General features: G+C 50.7%; 17 protein-coding genes. 13 read left to right on the top strand and 4 right to left on the bottom strand.

Going from position 1 to position 18,370, the window contains the following annotated elements:
- Nucleotides 1-43 precede the first annotated feature (43 nt).
- The 10 genes from ATY27_RS04645 (at nt 44) to maiA (ending at nt 10,975) form a co-directional block, all read left to right on the top strand.
- Entirely contained in the window at nt 44-1,411 is a 1,368-nt protein-coding gene (locus ATY27_RS04645) for a YcjX family protein (RefSeq protein WP_208930966.1), read from the top strand.
- Nucleotides 1,408-2,406 (top strand): TIGR01620 family protein, encoded by a 999-nt coding sequence (locus ATY27_RS04640; RefSeq protein WP_208930967.1) that lies wholly within the window; start codon nt 1,408-1,410, stop codon nt 2,404-2,406. Before ATY27_RS04645 ends, ATY27_RS04640 begins: the two co-directional genes overlap by 4 nt.
- A gap of 132 nt (nt 2,407-2,538) precedes the next feature.
- On the top strand, nt 2,539-3,738 hold the full coding sequence (locus ATY27_RS04635) for a PLP-dependent transferase (protein ID WP_208930968.1): 1,200 nt from the start codon (nt 2,539-2,541) through the stop codon (nt 3,736-3,738).
- A 172-nt stretch (nt 3,739-3,910) separates the two neighbouring features.
- Nucleotides 3,911-4,702, top strand: coding sequence for a phenylalanine 4-monooxygenase (gene phhA, locus ATY27_RS04630; RefSeq protein ID WP_208930969.1), 792 nt, complete (start codon nt 3,911-3,913; stop codon nt 4,700-4,702).
- 24 nt (nt 4,703-4,726) lie between these two features.
- Entirely contained in the window at nt 4,727-5,068 is a 342-nt protein-coding gene (locus ATY27_RS04625) for a 4a-hydroxytetrahydrobiopterin dehydratase (protein WP_208930970.1), read from the top strand.
- Between the two features lie 165 nt (nt 5,069-5,233).
- Complete coding sequence (gene tyrR / locus ATY27_RS04620) at nt 5,234-6,796, top strand: transcriptional regulator TyrR (protein ID WP_208930971.1); 1,563 nt, start codon at nt 5,234-5,236, stop codon at nt 6,794-6,796.
- Between the two features lie 216 nt (nt 6,797-7,012).
- A complete protein-coding gene (hppD, locus tag ATY27_RS04615; protein ID WP_208930972.1) occupies nt 7,013-8,086 on the top strand; it encodes a 4-hydroxyphenylpyruvate dioxygenase in 1,074 nt (357 codons plus the stop codon).
- The gene (locus ATY27_RS04610) at nt 8,079-9,224 is read left to right on the top strand and encodes a homogentisate 1,2-dioxygenase (protein WP_208930973.1); all 1,146 of its coding nucleotides are present in this window, start codon (nt 8,079-8,081) and stop codon (nt 9,222-9,224) included. The genes hppD and ATY27_RS04610 overlap by 8 nt, the downstream gene beginning before the upstream one ends.
- A 21-nt stretch (nt 9,225-9,245) precedes the next feature.
- The gene (locus ATY27_RS04605) at nt 9,246-10,265 is read left to right on the top strand and encodes a fumarylacetoacetate hydrolase family protein (protein WP_208930974.1); all 1,020 of its coding nucleotides are present in this window, start codon (nt 9,246-9,248) and stop codon (nt 10,263-10,265) included.
- A gap of 65 nt (nt 10,266-10,330) precedes the next feature.
- Nucleotides 10,331-10,975, top strand: a complete 645-nt coding sequence (gene maiA, locus ATY27_RS04600; RefSeq protein WP_347876402.1) for a maleylacetoacetate isomerase — start codon at nt 10,331-10,333, stop codon at nt 10,973-10,975.
- Between the two features lie 5 nt (nt 10,976-10,980).
- On the opposite strand, the gene ATY27_RS04595 is transcribed toward maiA, so the two are convergent.
- Nucleotides 10,981-11,826 carry a HAMP domain-containing sensor histidine kinase gene (locus ATY27_RS04595; RefSeq protein WP_208930975.1) on the bottom strand — a complete coding sequence of 282 codons (846 nt, stop codon included), beginning with the start codon at nt 11,824-11,826 and terminating at the stop codon, nt 10,981-10,983.
- Between the two features lie 153 nt (nt 11,827-11,979).
- On the opposite strand from ATY27_RS04595, the gene ATY27_RS04590 reads away from it, so the two are divergent.
- The 3 genes from ATY27_RS04590 to ATY27_RS04580 are packed head-to-tail and all read left to right on the top strand — an operon-like array spanning nt 11,980 to nt 15,390.
- Nucleotides 11,980-13,980 (top strand): EAL domain-containing protein, encoded by a 2,001-nt coding sequence (locus ATY27_RS04590; protein ID WP_208930976.1) that lies wholly within the window; start codon nt 11,980-11,982, stop codon nt 13,978-13,980.
- Entirely contained in the window at nt 13,973-15,139 is a 1,167-nt protein-coding gene (locus tag ATY27_RS04585; RefSeq protein ID WP_208930977.1) for an HDOD domain-containing protein, read from the top strand. The genes ATY27_RS04590 and ATY27_RS04585 overlap by 8 nt, the downstream gene beginning before the upstream one ends.
- 11 nt (nt 15,140-15,150) lie before the next feature.
- A complete protein-coding gene (locus ATY27_RS04580; protein WP_208930978.1) occupies nt 15,151-15,390 on the top strand; it encodes a hypothetical protein in 240 nt (79 codons plus the stop codon).
- Nucleotides 15,391-15,417: 27 nt separating this feature from the next.
- On the opposite strand, the gene ATY27_RS04575 is transcribed toward ATY27_RS04580, so the two are convergent.
- From ATY27_RS04575 to gloB, 3 genes are all read right to left on the bottom strand, one after another.
- Nucleotides 15,418-15,906: a hypothetical protein gene (locus ATY27_RS04575; protein WP_208930979.1), complete on the bottom strand. Its 489-nt coding sequence runs from the start codon at nt 15,904-15,906 to the stop codon at nt 15,418-15,420.
- 17 nt (nt 15,907-15,923) lie between these two features.
- On the bottom strand, nt 15,924-17,495 hold the full coding sequence (locus ATY27_RS04570) for a LysM peptidoglycan-binding domain-containing protein (protein WP_208930980.1): 1,572 nt from the start codon (nt 17,493-17,495) through the stop codon (nt 15,924-15,926).
- Nucleotides 17,496-17,572: 77 nt separating this feature from the next.
- Complete coding sequence (gene gloB / locus ATY27_RS04565; protein WP_208930981.1) at nt 17,573-18,340, bottom strand: hydroxyacylglutathione hydrolase; 768 nt, start codon at nt 18,338-18,340, stop codon at nt 17,573-17,575.
- Nucleotides 18,341-18,370: the final 30 nt, after the last annotated feature.

Genomic DNA, 18,370 nt, shown 5'->3' with positions numbered 1-18,370 from the left:
AGGCGGCAATAGCCGCTTATCAACCGCAGGAACAATGTAACTGATGGAATTTCACCTGCCAGGCCGCGCCAGAGAACTTGGGCAACGTCTGGCGAATCAGCATCTGCGTGTAGGGATAACTGGTGTCAGTGGTGCAGGTAAAACTGCATTTCTGACCAGTTTCATCCATCAGCTCACCAAATCGCAACAGCCTCAGCTCCCATTTTTCCAGGTGATGCAACAACAGCGTTATCTGGGAGGGCAGTGCGTGCCGAACCTGATGACACAACGAGCTCGTTTTCCATTTGAATTAAATTTGCAGCAATTGCAACTGGGGCAATGGCCTGCGTCCACGACGGCGCTGAGTCAAATTACCCTGCAGCTGCGTTATAAACCGCAAAATCCGTTCAAACAAAAATTCCTGGATTGGCAAACACTGACACTGGAGATCACGGATTATCCGGGTGAATGGTTGCTTGATTTGCCAATGTTATCCCTGGACTACGCCAGCTGGTGTGACAATGTCTGGACGATGTTAAATGCAAATCCCGTGGGCCCGTTGGCGGAACCATTCCGCCAGCAACTGCAAATGGCGGATACGGCTGGTGGGCCTCTGGTGCTTCAGCAGTTAACCGATCTGTATCAGCAGTTGCTGCAGACATTAAAACAACAGCAACTTAGCCTGATCCTGCAGCCTGGCCGGTTACTGCGCCCTGCAGATCTGGCTGGCGCACCGTTATTGCAACTTTTTCCTTTGTTACCGGCCCAGCGGGCTCAGGACAACGCGCTGACACGCCAGCTTCAACAGAATTTCGACGATTATAAACACAAAGTGGTCGCGCCATTTTATCGTGATTATTTCGCCGGGCTGGACCGCCAGGTGATAATGGCTGACTGCCTCGGTGCGCTGAATCGGGGACATCAGGCCATGCAGCAACTGCAACAGGCGTTGATGTTAATCATGCAGCATTTTTCTTATGGCCCCGACAGTTGGTGGCGCCGGCTTTGGCAGCCTCGTATTGATAAAGTGTTATTTGTCGCATCCAAAGCTGATTTATTGACTCCGGACCAGCATCGCAATCTGTTGTTATTGTTACAGCAAATGCTGCAACAACCACTCTATCAGCAACGTTATCAACGTTGTGAAACCGAAGCGCTGGCTGTTGCGGCAGTGGTCAGTTCCGAATTGGGTGAGGTACAGACGCCACAAGGAAACAAGCCATGCCTGCGCGGCCGGCTGGCCACAACCGGTGAACTGCAGATCCTGTACCCGGGCGAAGTACCATTATCCATGCCATCGCCACAGTTGTTTCAGCATCATCAGTTTGCTTTTCCTGAGTTTCTGCCGCTCGTTGGTTCGGGGTCGTCCTTTCCAGAGCAACTGCGCATGGACCAGGCGTTGCAATTTTTGCTTGGAGACCATCTGCAATGAAACCATTAAAAACGGCAGAGCATTTCAGTAATGAGGATTTTGTTAGTCTGAAGCCTGCGGCAACTGAGCTACCGCTGGCGGCGGCACAACAATTCTCTGCAGATACATTTATTGCCAACACTGCTGCCAGCCAGAACGATGTCCCCGTAACTGTCAAAAATGCCGGTATCTCACGCTGGCTTGGCGTTGGTCTCAGTCTTGTGCTGCTGGTGGCATTGCTGCAATGGGCCGAATTTGTGCAACAAAGCCTGAATAGCAGTGTTTTGCAAGGTGGTGCTGCACTGGCACTGACTGGTTTTGGTCTGGCGGCCCTGGCTAAAACGCTGTGGAGTAGCTGGCGCAGTCGACGGCAGCATACAGAGCGTCAATATTGGCGCCAGCAAGGTGCGGCCATGCAAAATAGCTTGCAATATGGCCAGGCATCAGCGTTATGTCAGCGCATGTTAAAACAAGTTCCGGTTTCAGCCGATGCTTTTTATGCCCAGCACAATGCGCAGCATTCAGATGCGGAAACATTACAGTTATTTGATCTGCTGATTTTGCAGCCACTGGATCAGCAAGCTGCGGCGGTGATTAGTGCTGCGGCAAAACAAGCAGGTCTTGCCGTCGCTTTAAGCCCATTTGCGCTGGCCGACATGGTGCTGGTCAGCTGGCGGGCCTGGCGATTAATGGCCGAGTTGTCGGCACTCTATGGTGTGAATGTTAGTGCTATTCAACGTTTACAGTTTATCAAGCAGTTTGCCAATCTGCTGTTTTGGACTGGCGCGACTGAACTTGCGATAGATATTGGCGGTGATTTTCTTGGCGTGGAATTAAGTAGTAAGCTGTCGGCCCGCGCCGGGCAGGGCGTGTTAGCAGGACTGATGCTGGCGCGACTCGGCCGGTTTGTGCAACAGGAACTGCGGCCTTTGCCGCTACTGACACAGCAAGCCACTGTTCAACCTTTGTTACAGTCATTATTGCAACGTTTGATGCAACGACCACCTGCACAATAATATTTACAAATCAACAGTTCGGACCTGCGGCGACTGCGTCGCAAACAGACAGACAGATGTCTGCATGCCTTGTCGTGGTTATAACTTGTTTGCTTAATTGTTTGATAAAATTATCTAAGCAGTCAGGTTGTTATGAGCAGTAGCAGTAAACACGCAGAAACGATGTGCATCCACGCCGGTAAAACTTATGACCGGCAGTTTGGCAGTCTCGCCACCCCGTTGTATCAAACCTCCACATTTGTATTTGACAGTGCCGAGCAGGGCGCCGCGCGCTTTGCCGGTGAAACTGAAGGGTATATTTATACCCGGCTTGGCAATCCGACCACCCGCGAGCTGGAACTCAAAGTAGCGGCGCTGGAAGGCATGGCAGACGGCGCTGCGACTGCGACCGGCATGGGCGCTGTGGCTGCAGCGACCTTGGCTTTCTTGCAGCAAGGGGACCATCTGATCGCCAGCAATGCCATTTATGGCTGCAGTTTTGCGCTGTTTAATCACCAGTTTGCCCGTTATGGCATTGAAGTCAGTTTTGTTGATATGACTGACCACGCGGCGGTCGAAGCGGCACGCCGGCCAAATACCCGAATGCTATTTGCCGAGACGCCGATTAATCCCAATCTGGTGGTGCTGGATCTGGAATTCCTCGGTCGGTTTTGTCGCCAACATCAGATTAAATCAGTGATCGATAACACATTCCTGACGCCATTACTGCAACAGCCGGCGCGATATGGCATCGATATCATTATTCATAGCGCGACTAAATATCTGAACGGTCACGGCGATGTTGTTGCTGGCATTATTTTGTCTGATACAGACACTGTTCAAACCATCAAGCTGACCACCCTGAAAGATATGGGCGCAACAATCAGCCCTCATGATGCCTGGCTGATTATTCGGGGCTTGAAGACTTTATCGGTGCGGATGGAACGGCATTGTCAAAACGCGCAGCGTGTCGCCGAGTTTTTGCAGGCGCATCCGGCAGTAGCCACTGTGTATTACCCAGGTTTACCCGGTCATCCGGGCCATCGTTTTATTGGTACGCAAATGAAAGCCGCCGGCGGTGTGCTGGCATTTGAACTGAAGGGCAGCCTGGACGACGGCCGGTATTTTATTAATCAATGTGAGCTATTGAGTCTGGCAGTCAGTCTTGGCGATGCTGAGTCCTTGATCCAACATCCGGCATCAATGACGCATAGTCCATACACTGCAGAAGAGCGCCGGTTGGCTGGCATCAGCGACGGGCTTATCCGCATTTCAGTTGGACTTGAGCATGTTGAAGACATCATTGCCGACCTACAGCAAGCATTGGTAAAGATGCAGTTACAGCAAAAATAATCAATAAAAACAGATGGATGTGTGTGTCATGCGTCGGTTTGTACATTTTTTTGAACAGTTGCGCTGGCGCCAGTTTATGGCGCCGGGTTAACAGCTTTGATGCAATCCACTAGGATGCCTGCCATTCAGCCAGCCCAACCGAGGCCGGCAAGCAGAATTAACAGGTTGTAACATGACATCTTATGTATCCCGAGAATCGGATGCCGACGGCATTATTGCCTGGTCCGACGAAGAGAACCAGATTTGGTCAGATCTGATCAAGCGTCAACTCAGTTGTATCGAAGGCAAAGCCTGCAATGAATACATGGCAGGACTGCAACGGCTGAAACTGTCACAAGATCGGATCCCGCAGCTGCACGAAGTGAATGCCGTTTTGCAGGCAACCACCGGTTGGCAGTGTGCCGAGGTACCGGCGCTGATCAGTTTCGACCGCTTCTTTGAATTGTTGGCAAATAAACAGTTTCCGGTCGCCACCTTTATCCGCAGCCGCGAAGAATTTGATTACCTGCAGGAACCCGATGTGTTCCACGAAATTTTTGGCCACTGTGCCATGCTGACGCATCCTGATTTCGCCGAATTCACTCATATGTACGGTAAATTAGGACTGGCCGCCAGCAAACAGGATCGTGTGTATCTCGCTCGATTGTACTGGTTCACTATTGAATTTGGTTTGATTGATACGCCAGAGGGATTACGTATCTATGGTGGTGGCATACTGTCTTCACCGGGTGAGACCCAATATGCGATCCATTCTGATATTCCTGAGCGTAAGGTACTCGATGTGGTAGATGTGTTCCGCACGCCATATCGTATCGACATTATGCAACCCATTTACTTCCGCATTCAGAGTATTCGCCAGCTGTTTGACATTGCACAGATGGACCTGATGACATTGGTGCAGCAAGCCAAAGCGCTGGGCCTGCATGCGCCTAAGTTTGCGCCGAAACAGAAAAAAGCCAGTTAATTTTTAACGATAAAGAGCATTACAATGACTGAACTTGCCACACAAAAATGTGAAGCGTGCCGCGCCGATGCGCCGCGCGTATCTGATGAAGAATTACCGCAATTGATGCGACAAATTCCGGACTGGACTCCGGTGGTCCGGGATGGCATTTTGCAGCTGGAACGCGAATATAAGTTTAAGAACTTTAAGCTGGCTTGGGCATTCCACCACAAAGTGGCGGAACTGGCAGAAGCAGAAGGTCATCATCCGGCATTGTTGCTGGAATGGGGCAAACTGACGGTGACCTGGTGGTCGCATTCCATCAAAGGTCTGCACAAAAATGATTTTATTTGTGCCGCCAAAACAGATGCGCTGCTGACTGAATAAGCCAGCATGCAACATTAAGAAAAGCTGCCCCGGCAGCTTTTTTTTCGCGGTTGATTTGGCTTTAAATACTGCTCACGTTCACAAAAGTTTACAAAAGAGCTGGTCTGAAGCTTGTGCTTTGCCGTATGATAAAAATACCTGTCATCTCGCAAGGTTGTCATTCAGATGCGCTTAGAAATCCATTGTCAGGACCGCGTTGGTATCGCTCAGGAAGTGTTAAATATCCTGGTGTCGTTTCAGATTGATTTGCGCGGTATTGAAGTTGATCCCGAACTAGGCCGGATGTTTGTTGCTTTTCCTACGGTCGATTTCGAAAAATTTCAGGAATTAATGGTGAAAATTCGCCGTATTCCTGGCGTAGAAGACGTTAAAACTACTGCTTTTATGCCATCAGAGCGTGAACACAATGAGCTGTTCACGCTGTTAAAAACGCTGCCGGATGGTGTGATCGCTATCGACACCAAAGCCAACGTGACCGTGATCAATGAAGCCGCTCTCGATGCGCTGACACTGCAACGCGACGAAGTTGCTGGTTTGCCGTTGTCGCCTTTGGTGAAAGGCTTTAATTTTCAGCGCTGGCTGGAAAGTGATGATGTGCTGGCGCAAACCCGCAAAATTGAAATTCATGGCAAAAAATTCATTGCGGATATTCTGCCGGTGATGGTGCCGGCCGAAGCGGGCCATGAAATTCTGGCCGGCGCCGTGATCACGTTAAAATCTGAGAGTCGCCTCGGTGAGCAGATGGTGGCCTTTAAAAAAGGCGATCAGGAAAGCTTTAACTCGATTCAGGCCAGCAGCAATCTGATGCGCAAAGTGGTGCGGGAAGCGAAAAAAATGGCGCAGCTTGACGCGCCGATTTTAATTACCGGTGAAACCGGCACCGGTAAAGAATTGCTGGCACGGGCTTGTCACGGCGCCAGCAGTCGCGCGGGCAAACCTTTCCTTGCCGTCAATTGTGCTGCATTACCGGACAATGTCGCAGAGTCGGAATTATTTGGTTATGGCCCGAATGCATTTCCGGGTACGACCGAAGGTAAAAAAGGCATTTTTGAACAGGCCAATCGCGGTACTGTGTTTCTGGATGAAATCGGTGAAATGTCGCGTGAGATCCAGACCAAACTGTTGCGGTTTTTACAAGACGGCAGTTTTCGCCGCGTGGCAGATGAAAATGAAGTGCGGGTCGATGTGCGGGTGATTTGCACCACGCAGAAAGATTTGCCCGGTATGGTACAGGAAGGGCGTTTTCGGGAAGATTTATATTACCGGCTGAATGTGCTGACGCTGGTGTTGCCGCCGCTGCGGGATCGCAAGCAAGATATTGTGCCTCTGGCAGAACACTTTATGGCTCGTCTGGCTGCTCGACTTGGGCGTAAACCACCGAAACTTACCGAAAACTGTGCCAACTTCATTCAGCAATATCCCTGGCCAGGTAACGTCCGGCAGCTGGAAAACGCGCTGTATCGCGCGGTGACCCTGCTCGAAGGTGCTGAGCTTGACAAGGAACAGTTACAGTTGCCAAGTTACACCAATGATTTTGGTTATCTGGAAAAAGATTTTGATGGCACGCTGGATGAAGCGGTGAAACGCTTTGAAGCCAGTTTATTGCGAAAACTATTCCCGGCTTACCCAAGTTCGCGTCAACTGGCGAAAAAGCTCGGCTTAAGTCATACCGCAGTGGCAAATAAATTGCGCGAATATGGCATCAATCGCAAGAGCGTAAAAATTTAATTACGCTTTGTCCTGCATTCGCTACTGAAAAAAGGCCGTTTTGCCCACAAAACGGCCTTTTTTATCGGTTTAAGGCCAAAATGCTGTTTTCGTATGCTAAACGATACAAAACGACTGTTTTAAGCTGTTAGCAGTATGTAAGCAGCCAAGCTTTCTTTTTCTGTGGCGAACGGCAAGATAGCAGTAATCCCCCTGTATTTAATTCCGGAGTTTGTCATGTTTGACCCAATTAATCCGCTTGGTACCGATGGTTTTGAGTTTGTCGAGTACACAGCTGCTGATGCCGATGGTATCCGTCAGTTAAAAGAACTGTTTCAGTCACTGGGTTTTTCTGAAGTTGCCCAGCACCGTTCAAAACAGGCCTGGTTGTACAAGCAGGGTGACATCAACTTTATCGTCAATGGCGAGCCGAATTCGCAAGCCGAAGAATTTGCCCGCGTGCATGGTCCGAGTGTTTGTGCCATGGCCTTTCGGGTGAAAGACGCTGCAGCAGCGCTGAAACATGCCGTCGCGAACGGTGCGAAAGAATATAAAAATCAAATTGGCCCGATGGAACTGAATATCCCGGGAGTATATGGCATAGGTTCCAGCCTGCTGTATTTCGTCGACCGTTATGGCCAAAGCTCGGTCTACGATATCGATTTTAAATTCTACGACAACTGGCAGACGACAATGGCGGCGCATGGCGTCGGCCTGGAAGTGCTGGACCATCTGACCCATAACGTCAAACGCGGCAATATGAATGTCTGGGCCGGTTTTTATGAACGGATCGGTAACTTCCGTGAGATCCGGTATTTTGATATCGAAGGCAAACTGACCGGTCTGGTCTCCCGCGCTATGACTGCGCCTTGTGGCAAGATCCGCATTCCTATCAACGAATCGTCAGACGACAAATCACAAATCGAAGAATTTATCCGTGAATACAAAGGCGAGGGCATCCAGCATATTGCCCTGACCACGGAAAATATCTATGAAACAGTACGGACATTGCGTAGCCGTGGTATGGATTTTATGCCAACGCCGGATACTTATTACAACAAAGTGAACGCCCGGGTCGAAGGTCATACTGAAGATCTGGACGCACTGCGAGAGCTGCGTATTCTGATTGATGGCGCTCCGGAAAAAGACGGCATTCTGCTGCAAATTTTCACCAAAACCGTGATTGGTCCGGTGTTTTTCGAAATTATCCAGCGCAAAGGCAACGAAGGTTTTGGCGAGGGCAACTTCAAAGCCCTGTTCGAATCGATTGAAGAAGATCAAATCCGCCGTGGAGTATTAGCAGATGCGTAAATGGGCGCAATTTCCGTTAAAAGAAGGCGATATTTCGCGCCAGGCGCATGCCGATTTCCCGGAACAGGCGATTTATGAGCGCGAAACCGGTCGTAGTGGCTTTTTTGGCCCGGCCAGCCATTTCCATCACACCCATGCGCCGACCGGCTGGAGTAACTGGGAAGGGGCGTTAAAACCGCGCCTATTTAACTTCAATGACATCGGCGAAGATAAATCCAATTCGCCGTGGCAAGTGCCGAATTTGCTGCACAATGCGCATTGTAAAATGCGGACCTGGCGGCTTGAACAATCGATGGATTTCCTGGTCCGCAACGCCGATGGCGACGAGCTGCTGTTTATCCATGAAGGCAGCGCTGAGCTGTTCTGTGATTATGGCCATCTGAGCCTGCGCGATGGTGACTACGTGGTGATCCCGCGTTCGACCTGCTGGCGGCTGGAGATCTCCGCGCCAATATTTGTGCTGCTGATTGAAGCGACCAATGATTCTTATCAGTTGCCGGAAAAAGGCCTGGTCGGCAATCACGCGATTTTTGACCCGGCAATGCTGGATACGCCAAAAATTGACGATGCCTTTAAGGCGCAGTACAGCGAACAGGAAACTCAGGTCCATGTAAAACGTCATGGTCAGGTCTCAGTGATCACCTATCCATTTAATCCACTCGATGCCATTGGCTGGCATGGTGACTTAGCAGTGATGCGGATTAACTGGCGGGATATCCGGCCACTGATGAGCCACCGTTATCATTTGCCACCGTCGGCGCATACGACCTTCGTTGCCAGTCGTTTTGTGGTCTGTACCTTTGTGCCACGGCCGATTGAAAGTGACCCGGGTGCCTTAAAAGTGCCGTTTTATCATAACAACGACGACTATGATGAAGTGCTGTTTTACCATGCCGGTGATTTCTTCAGCCGCGATAATATCGAGCGCGGCATGGTGACCTTCCACCCGGCTGGTTTTACCCATGGCCCACACCCAAAAGCCTTCCAGGCTGGTCGTGAGTATCGCAAGAAGTTCACCGATGAAGTCGCAGTGATGCTGGATACCCGTGATGCGCTGGAAATGGGCGCGGCGGCAGTCGCCACTGAGAATCCGGATTACGTCAACAGCTGGAAAACCAAACCAGCTGAAACGAAGTAACAGTCTGACAGGAAAGATAAAATGAAATTAGCCAGTCTGAAAAATAACAGCCGCGATGGCCAGCTCGTCGTCGTCAGCCGGGACCTAACCAAAGCAGTCGCGGTGGCGCATATCGCCGCCACTATGCAATATGCGTTAGATCATTGGTCCGTAGTGGCGCCACAACTTGCGGAGGTCTACCAGGGGCTCAATCATGGTACTGTACAGGGCGAATTTGCCTTTGACCAAACGGTCTGTGAATCGCCATTGCCGCGCGCTTACCAGTGGGCCGACGGCAGCGCTTATGTGAACCATGTCGAATTAGTGCGCCGCGCACGTAATTCAGAGATGCCACCGAGTTTTTGGACGGATCCGTTAATGTACCAGGGCGGCTCGGATGACTTTATTGGTCCACGTGATCAAATCGATGTGGTCAGCGAAGACTACGGTATCGATTTTGAGGGCGAAGTTGCCGTGATCACTGGTGATGTCGCGATGGCATCTACGCCTGAACAGGCGCGTCAGCATATTCGTTTAGTTATGTTGGTCAATGACGTATCACTGCGTGGCCTGATCCCAAATGAATTGGCCAAAGGTTTTGGTTTCTTTCAGTCGAAGCCAGCCTCTGCTTTCAGCCCGGTTGCTGTCACACCAGAGGAACTCGGCACTGACTGGCAGGACGCGAAATTACACCTGCCGCTGGTATCGCACTTAAACGGTAAACTGTTTGGTAAGCCGAATGCAGGTGTCGACATGACTTTTGATTTCGGCCAACTGGTGGCGCATGCCGCTAAAACCCGCAATCTCGGCGCGGGTGCTATCATCGGCTCTGGCACTGTGTCTAACAAACAAGGTACTGACTACGGCACCTCAATTGACGAGGGCGGTCTGGGTTATTCCTGTATCGCTGAAGTCCGGATGATTGAAACTATTCGTGATGGTGCACCGAAAACATCTTTTATGAAGTTTGGTGACCGGATCCGGCTTGAAGTGTTGGACGCGCAAGGCCAAAGCATTTTTGGCGCGATAGACCAGCAGGTTGTGCAGTATCAACCGCGCTAAGCGTTGCACAATTTACTCAAAATCAAAGGCCGGCATTTGTCGGCCTTTTTTAAACGGAGTTTCTGATGTTGACCTTATACACTTACTGGCGTTCGTCGGCGGCTTATCGGGTGCGTATTGCGCTGGCGCTGAAAGGGCTGGATGCCACGCAAATCCCGGTACATTTATTAAAAGACGGTGGCCAACAGCGTGCGGAACCTTATAAAGCTTTGAATCCTGCTCAGCTGGTACCGACGCTGCAACACGACGCACTGACGCTGAATCAGTCACTGGCAATCATTGAATACCTCGATGCGGTCTATCCACAGCAGCCACTGTTGCCGGAAGACCCTGCCACAGCAGCTGTGGTGCGGGCACTGGCGCTGGATATCGCCTGTGACATTCATCCGCTGAATAACCTGCGGGTGCTGCAGTACTTAACTGGTACGCTCGGTGTAACTGAGCAACAAAAAACCGACTGGATTCAGCATTGGTTGCGGCAAGGCTTTGCTGCACTTGAACAGCGGCTGGCGCATACAGCGGGACAATACTGCGTTGGCGATCAAGTCACGCTGGCTGATTTGTGTCTGGTGCCGCAAGTTTATAATGCATTGCGCTTTGCCGTTGATTTAACGCCTTATCCACAGATCCATAAGGTGTATCAGCACTGTCTGCTGCTGCCAGCTTTTGCCAGTGCCGCGCCAGAGCAACAGCCCGACGCCCAGAACTGAGCCGTCTATTGCGGTGGCGCATCGCTGCATGGAAACCGTAATGTAAAAGCGGCGCCACCAAGATCGGAGCGGCTGACACTGAGGTCACCCTGGTGTTTTTCCACTATAGCCTTGCAAATCGACAGACCAAGACCTGTGCCTGTACCCGGCGCTTTGGTGGTAAAAAACGGTGTAAAAATATGGGGCAGAACCTCGTCGGCGATGCCGGGCCCGCTGTCTTCAATACAAACCTGCAGACTGTTATCCAGTCGAGCCGCGCTGATCCGCAGTTTCCCGGCACCCGCACCAATCGCTTGTGATGCATTGAGCAGTAAATTAACCAGTAGCTGTGTTAGCGCTGCTGGTTGTCCCTGCAGCCATAGCGGCTCGGGTCCGGTATCTTGTGATACTGTCACATGCGTTTTCAGTTCATTTCTAGTTAACCTCAAAGCCATATCCAGCAACGGCTTAAATTCCAACAGCTGAAATTCTGCATGGTCCGGATGCGAAAATCGCCGTAGGTCCAACACTAAATCCCGTACCCGATGTGCGCCTTGTACTGAATCAGCCAGCAAACTTTGGGTATCATCGAGCAACAGTTGCAGATTTTCCTGCTGTTGTAATTGGGCCAGCTGCTGGTGCAGATCCTGGCGGGCAGTGGCATCGTCACAGTCAGCAATCTGTTGCAACAGCGAAAAATATTGTTGGAATACCGGCAGATATAATTGAAAGCTAGTCAGGTTGCTGAGAATGTAACCAATTGGATTATTCAGCTCATGGGCCACGCCGGCGGTCAGAATGCCAATAGTTGCCAGACGGTCAGTCTGTTGCCAATGTGCGGGTGTTTGGGGAGATTGCGGATCCTGCGACATGCATGAACTCCAGTTTTGAGAAGCGTAGCCGGTGATGTCATCATGGGCGGCAACACGACGCAGAGCAAGGGGGATGGAAAAAACTTGCGGCAGTGGCATGCACCTGTTTATGTTCATATATCGGTATTTACTTTTCATTGGGCGGGACTGTTCGTGGCAAAAACTATTCTGTTGGTCGACGATGAGCCTGCTATCCTCAGAGCCCTGCAACGGACGTTGCAACGCGCCGGCTACCGCGTGTTGCTGGCCGAACATGGCGCACAAGCGTTGAGTCTGCTGAGTACGGAGCAGGTGGCGCTGGTGATCTCAGATTTCCGCATGCCTGATATGAACGGGGCTGAGTTATTGCAGCAGGTCCGGTTGCAATTTCCGTCGACCATTGGGCTTATCCTGAGTGCCTATGCCGACCGCGAAGCGTTGTTGGCCTGCCTGAATAGCGGCGCCGCCTGGCGTTTTATGGAAAAGCCCTGGGAAGATACCCAGTTATTAAAAGACATCACCGCAGCGCTGAGTGAACGCGACCGGCGTCAGGCTGAGCAACAACGCACTAATCTGTTGTTATCCAGCAATGAAGCACTGTTGGAGTTATCCGCGACTGGTCAGGTATTACGATTTAATAATGCAGCCAGCCAGGTGTTGGGATTGCAGCCATCGGAGCTGCGTGGTCAGGTGTTGTCGGCGCTGTTCGTTGACATCAATCCAATTGAACTTGCCGGTTTTTTTCATAAAAAAGATCACGATATTCAATTACACGGTATTCATGGCGATTATTTCAGCTTCAGCCACCGGATATCGGATCTGCACCACTATCTGCTAAAAGTTACTTTAGTCCAGCCGCTCAGCGACCAGGTGTTTTGTGGTGTCAATGAACTGCTGAATGCGGACGATGTGCGGTCACAGATTGAAGATCTGTTGTCAGCCGGCCAGAACGATTTTGCCGTTGTTGCGTTGATGCTGCCAGACTTTGCTTTGTACAGTGATTCATTATTACAGCAGCAGTTAGATGAGCTCATCGAACAGGCTGGGCTTGTGCTGAAAACCCGGATGCCGGCAAAAGCGTTATTGGGCTATGTCGCGGCGGATAAATTTTTGTTGGTGTTGCCCGGCGCTGTTCAGGAAAGCCAACTACAACTGCTGATAGAACAATGCCTGCAACCATTTCGCCAGCCGTTAGTATTGAGCTTTAACCGTGTGCAATTAGCTTTTTGTGTTGGCTATGCCGTTTCACCGTCAGATGGCACTACAGCGCGGCAGTTATTGCAGCATGCTGATGTCGCTTGCCGGCACAATCTGGCAAACCCGGCTGGATTTTATCTGCGATTCGCAGCAGAGATGGTGACACAAAAACGGCAGCATTTTGAAATCAGTAATTCGCTGTATGCGGCACTGGAAGGACAGGAATTCACTTTATGTTATCAACCCAAGATCCGCTTGTCTGATGGTTTTTGTGACAGTGCCGAAGCGTTGATCCGCTGGCAGCACCCGACTTTTGGCGCAATTTCTCCAGCAGTTTTTATTCCAATCGCGGAGCAAGACGGTCAGATCCAGGCCATTGGGGATTGGGTATTGCAACACGCTTTAAGGCAGCTTCACAGCTGGCGCGCACAGGGGCTGGCCTTGTCACATCTGGCGATCAATTTGTCAGGCCGGCAATTGACCGATGTTCGGCTGGCTGAACGTATTGCCGGTTGTCTGAGTAGTTTTGGTTTAGAACCGGACACGCTGGAATTAGAAGTCACTGAGACCTTTCTGATGGCTGATATTGATGCCAGCAGCCGGTTATTAAGCAGTTTGCATCGGCTTGGCTGTCAGCTGGCAATGGATGACTTTGGCACTGGTTACTCTTCTTTGGCTTATCTTGCGAAATTGCCGGTAAATAAACTGAAATTAGATCGCTCCTTGTTGCTGGACCTTGAGGACTCGCCGCAATGTGCCAGTATGATCAGACATATGATCCGGATGGCGCATGAGCTTGGTATGCAGGTCGTTGCCGAAGGAATTGAGTCGGTGAATCAGGTGCTGTTGCTGCGCGATATGCAATGTGATTACATCCAGGGGTATGTATTCAGCAAACCGCTGAGTAGTCTTGAGTTTGGTCGCTTTCTAACGGCCCAGCCGGTCCGCCTGCAATGGGAGGAGTATCTCAATGTTTGAAGCTGATCGCTGGTTAGCCCTGATAGTCGAACCCGACACAGCCGCACGGGCGGCGACTAAACGATTGTTACAGCGGCTTTGCCCGCATTGGCAGTTAGAAGTATGCGCCGATGCGTTGAGTGCAACGCAATATCTGCTACAGCAGCCAGTAGCGCCGCAATTGCTGTTGACCGACCGGTTGGACGCATCGTTACGGGGCGAGGAATTGTTGGAGTTTTGTGCTTCGCATTCACCCGCCACCATCAGAGTGCTGATGAGTGCTGAAAACGATGATGCGGTCATGCTGGCCGCCGTGCAATCCGCGCAGATGTTGTTGGGCAAACCTTTTACGGAGCATGATTTACTGGCAGTTTTCCAACGTGCAGAGCAGATTATTGAAGGCCCTTTCTCAGAGCATGCACGATATCAATTAGGGACCCTGCAAGCACTGCCCATCCAGCGGCGACAGTATCAACAAATTTTGGCGTTACTTGACAACAATGACAGTTCACAACGGGAGCTGGCACGGGCATTGGAACGTGAAGCGCCGCTGGCCGGGCGGTTAATTCAGATGGCAAATTCAGCGTACCTCGGCTTTCGCCGCCAAACCCTCGATTTACAGGAAGTGGTCAGCAGGCTGGGGCGGGAGATGATCAAAGCCATCATGCAGGCATTTTTATTGAACCAACAGTACCAGGGGAAGATCCAGCCTGAACTGCACCAAAAATTACAGGACTATGCTGTCGCGTTGGCATCTGTATCTTTCCAACTGGCCCGCAGTCAATGCCGTGACGATGCCACGCTGGCCGAAAAAGCCTACGTCGCCGGACTGATGCAAGCGTTGGGTCCTCTGGCGTTGCTGGCGACTCAGCCAATTGAGTCGCAGCATCTGACACAGGAAGATATGTTTCAGGATGGCGTTGCCGATCATTGTATTTTGACCGGCTATTTGATGACGTTATGGGGATTCTCTGCAGATATCTGTGCTGCGGCGATGTACCGGCTGAACTTGCCGGGGTCCGCAAGGGTCGATCGGTTGCAGGCGATCTTGCATCTGGCAAGTTATGTGTTGTCGTTGCAACAACAAGATCCAACCGGGGTAAAAATTACCCCGGATCTGGCTGCTCTGGAACGGTTTGCACTGACTGACAGTTTTTTAACCTCAGCGAGTGATTTATAAGGCGTTAAAGTATGTGGCAATTAGGGCAACCCAGACGCTGGTTTAACTCGCTGTTATTTTATACAGGATGGTTGGGACTGTGCTGTCATTTGCTACTGATGCTGTACTGCTGGTGGCAACAAATCCCGTATCAGCTCAGCTGGTGGTTTACTGCAGTAGCTCCGGCATTGTCGGTATTGTGGGGCGGGGTACCTGCGCTACAAATACAGCGCGAGTGCCCGGCCCGCAGTAAATCGTCATTTATCAGTTAAAGACAAAAAGGATGTGTTGAGCCCTGTTTAGCGTTTTGGTTGTATCATGGATTCAACTTCGACTTCAGAAATGCCCTTTTCATCAAAATGAAAATGGACCTGCGCGGGTTTCCCCTCAATAAAATGGTAACGCAGACCATCGACCATTAACACAAAATCACCGGGGCGCACCGGCTGTAACTGTTGTTTAAACAACTGCAATGAGTGTTTGCCGATTTTCCAGTCAAAGCCTTTTAGTGGCTTTTTCGTGAAGTCGCGCGCCCAGATCAACTGGTCTTTATTCAGCATCAGTGCCAATGTGTAGCGTTTGGGCACTTCTTCAACCGCCATTTTGTAAGGACCAACACTGAACTGGAAAGCGCCTTCGCTTTCTAAAAAGGCAAAACCGAATGCGGTATTTTCTTTACTGTCATCAGCAAAGGTCAATGCGATAGGACCGGTAAGCTCAAATTGCGCATAGCTGAACGGACTCAATAGCACTGCAAGCAGTTGCAGCAGAAACAGGAAATTTTTCATATCAACCTCATGTAGTGTCAGGATTGCCGGCGTTTGGGCGCCAACAACAACTGTTGACCTGGTGTTAGTTTACTATCGGCCTGCAGTTGATTCCATTTCAGCAAGTCAGTCAGTTTTATTTTGTATTTGCGGGCGATCCGATCTAATGAGTCACCTTTTATCACGGTATGTTTTGGTGTGAGTTTATTGTCTGCCGTTTTGCGCTTCACGGTTGTAGTAACGGAGGCCGGAACCTGCAGTGATTGGCCAGGTTGTAAATGAACCCCGGATTGCAGCTGATTAAATAGCCGTAACTCCTCACTGTCGATCCGCAGTTTTTGTGCAATGGTCCACAGACTTTCACCGGCTTTGACCTGATAAGTTTGCGCTTTTCGGCTTGAACGTGCTAATGCTTGCTCCGACGATTTGACCGCAGGTAGCTGTAAAACCTGACCAACTTTCAGTTGATCTGATTTCAGCCGGTTGAGCTGACGTAAAGTCTTCACACTGGTGTGGTTTTTGGCAGCAATGCTGCCTAGGCTGTCGCCATTTCTTACCTTATAACTGCGTTTTTGCGTTTTCTGCGGTTCTGCTGCTTGCACTACTGTGACTTTTTTCAGCAGATGTTGTTGTCGTTCAAAATCATCAATTGCTGACAACGGCAACAGCAATGGAAAGTCTTTGCCTTTTGGCGTCATCGCAAGGCGAAAACCAGGATTCAGAGTCTTCAGTTTGCTTAGTGAGATCCCGGCCAAATCGGCAACTTGTTGCAGTTGTACGGCGCCGGCGATCCGGGTTTTGCCAACTGCAGGCTTATTTGCAATAACCGGAAGCTCCAGTTGATAAGCGTCCGGTGATTTAATCAACTGAATCATCGCCAACCATTTCGGCATGGTCTGAACAAATCGACCAGGAATTTGCAGGCTCCAGTAGTCGGTTGCTTTGCCGCGTGCTTTATTTCGTGCCACAGCCGCCATAATTCGGCCTTCACCGGTATTGTAAGCTGCAACAGCATTGAGCCAGTCGTTGCCGAGACTGTCATGCAGATGTTGCAAATAGTCTAATACCGCTACGGTCGAACTCAACGCATCTTTGCGGCCGTCATAGCCGCTTTGAACTGTCAGACCAAAATTTCGCGCAGTTTGCGGTACCATTTGCCAGAGTCCGGCCGGACCATTGCCTTGCGCTGCTGGGTTGTAAGCACTTTCCACAATAGGTAACAGCGCCAGTTCCAGTGGCATCCGGCGCTTTTCCAGTTCTGTGACTATTAAATACAGGTACGGTTCGGCGCGTGCCGAAACTTCATTAAAAAACTTCTGTTTACTGGCATAGAAGGCGATTTCGCGCTTCACGTCAGCGCGTGCTGGCACGGGGATATGCATTTGCGTACGGATGCGTTGCCACAGATCCGGCATGGCCTCGAGCTCATTATGTTGTAAGGCAGGATCTAATGGTGACATGGGCAACACAGGGGCATCAGACTGTGCTACTGACTCCGCTCCACCATCGGCGGATGGATCTGCGGTAGCCACCGCTGGTTGGTCCTGTGCCAGTCGGGCGCAGCCAGACAGCATAAGTAGTGCCAGCAGCATATAACAGGGTTTGAACATGCACTCTTCTCTCATTCAGCCGCAACAGGCGCAAAGGGGGCGTATGTTAACGGCCGTTGCGCCAAATGCAAAGCAGGCTAAAAATTGTTTTTCCATTGCCGCAAAAAAGTAAATAACGCAAGTGGATCAGGTTGTTGCCAGCGTTGCTGCAATTCTGGCAACGCGCAGCGCAGAAATGGATTGATCTGTAACTCCAGACCAATATTCGTTGGTAGAGTTGGTCTATCGCAGCCACGCAACTTTGCTGCTGTCAGCTGATATTCGACCAACGCCTGATTCTCAGGTTCCACCGTAACGGCAAACTTAAGGTTTGCCAGCGTATATTCATGCGCGCAGCATACCAGCGTGTCTGCCGGCAAAGCAGCCAAGCGTTGCAAAGATGTCAGCATCTGTAAGGGAGTGCCTTCAAACAGACGGCCACAGCCGGCGCTGAACAACGTATCCCCACACAACAACACTGCAGGTTCACCCGTTTGCAAATAGGCGAGATGATTCAGTGTGTGACCTGGTACAGCCAGTACCTGAATAGGTGTTGACCATCCGCTGGGCTGCAGATATTGGCCGTCGTGCACCTGAATGCCATCCAGTTGGACGCCTTGTATCGAAGGGCCTGGGACATAAACGTCTGCATCAGGCCAATAACCACGTAATTGCGCCAGACCACCGATATGGTCCGGATGCTGATGCGTGATCAGAATTGCACACAGTGTTAGCTGGTGCGCCAGCAGATACTGTTGCACTGCGTCGCATTGACCCGGATCAACAATGATTGCTTGCTGTCCTTGGCGCAACACCCAGATATAGTTATCCTGCAGTATCGGGATCGGTTCGGGGATAACATGCATAGGCGGTACCCGTTGTCAGTGTGAGTCATC

The sequence above is a fragment of the Rheinheimera sp. F8 genome (assembly GCF_001518915.1).
The sequence above is the reverse complement of the archived record's forward strand: the minus strand, read 5'-3'. Positions and strand labels throughout refer to the sequence as shown.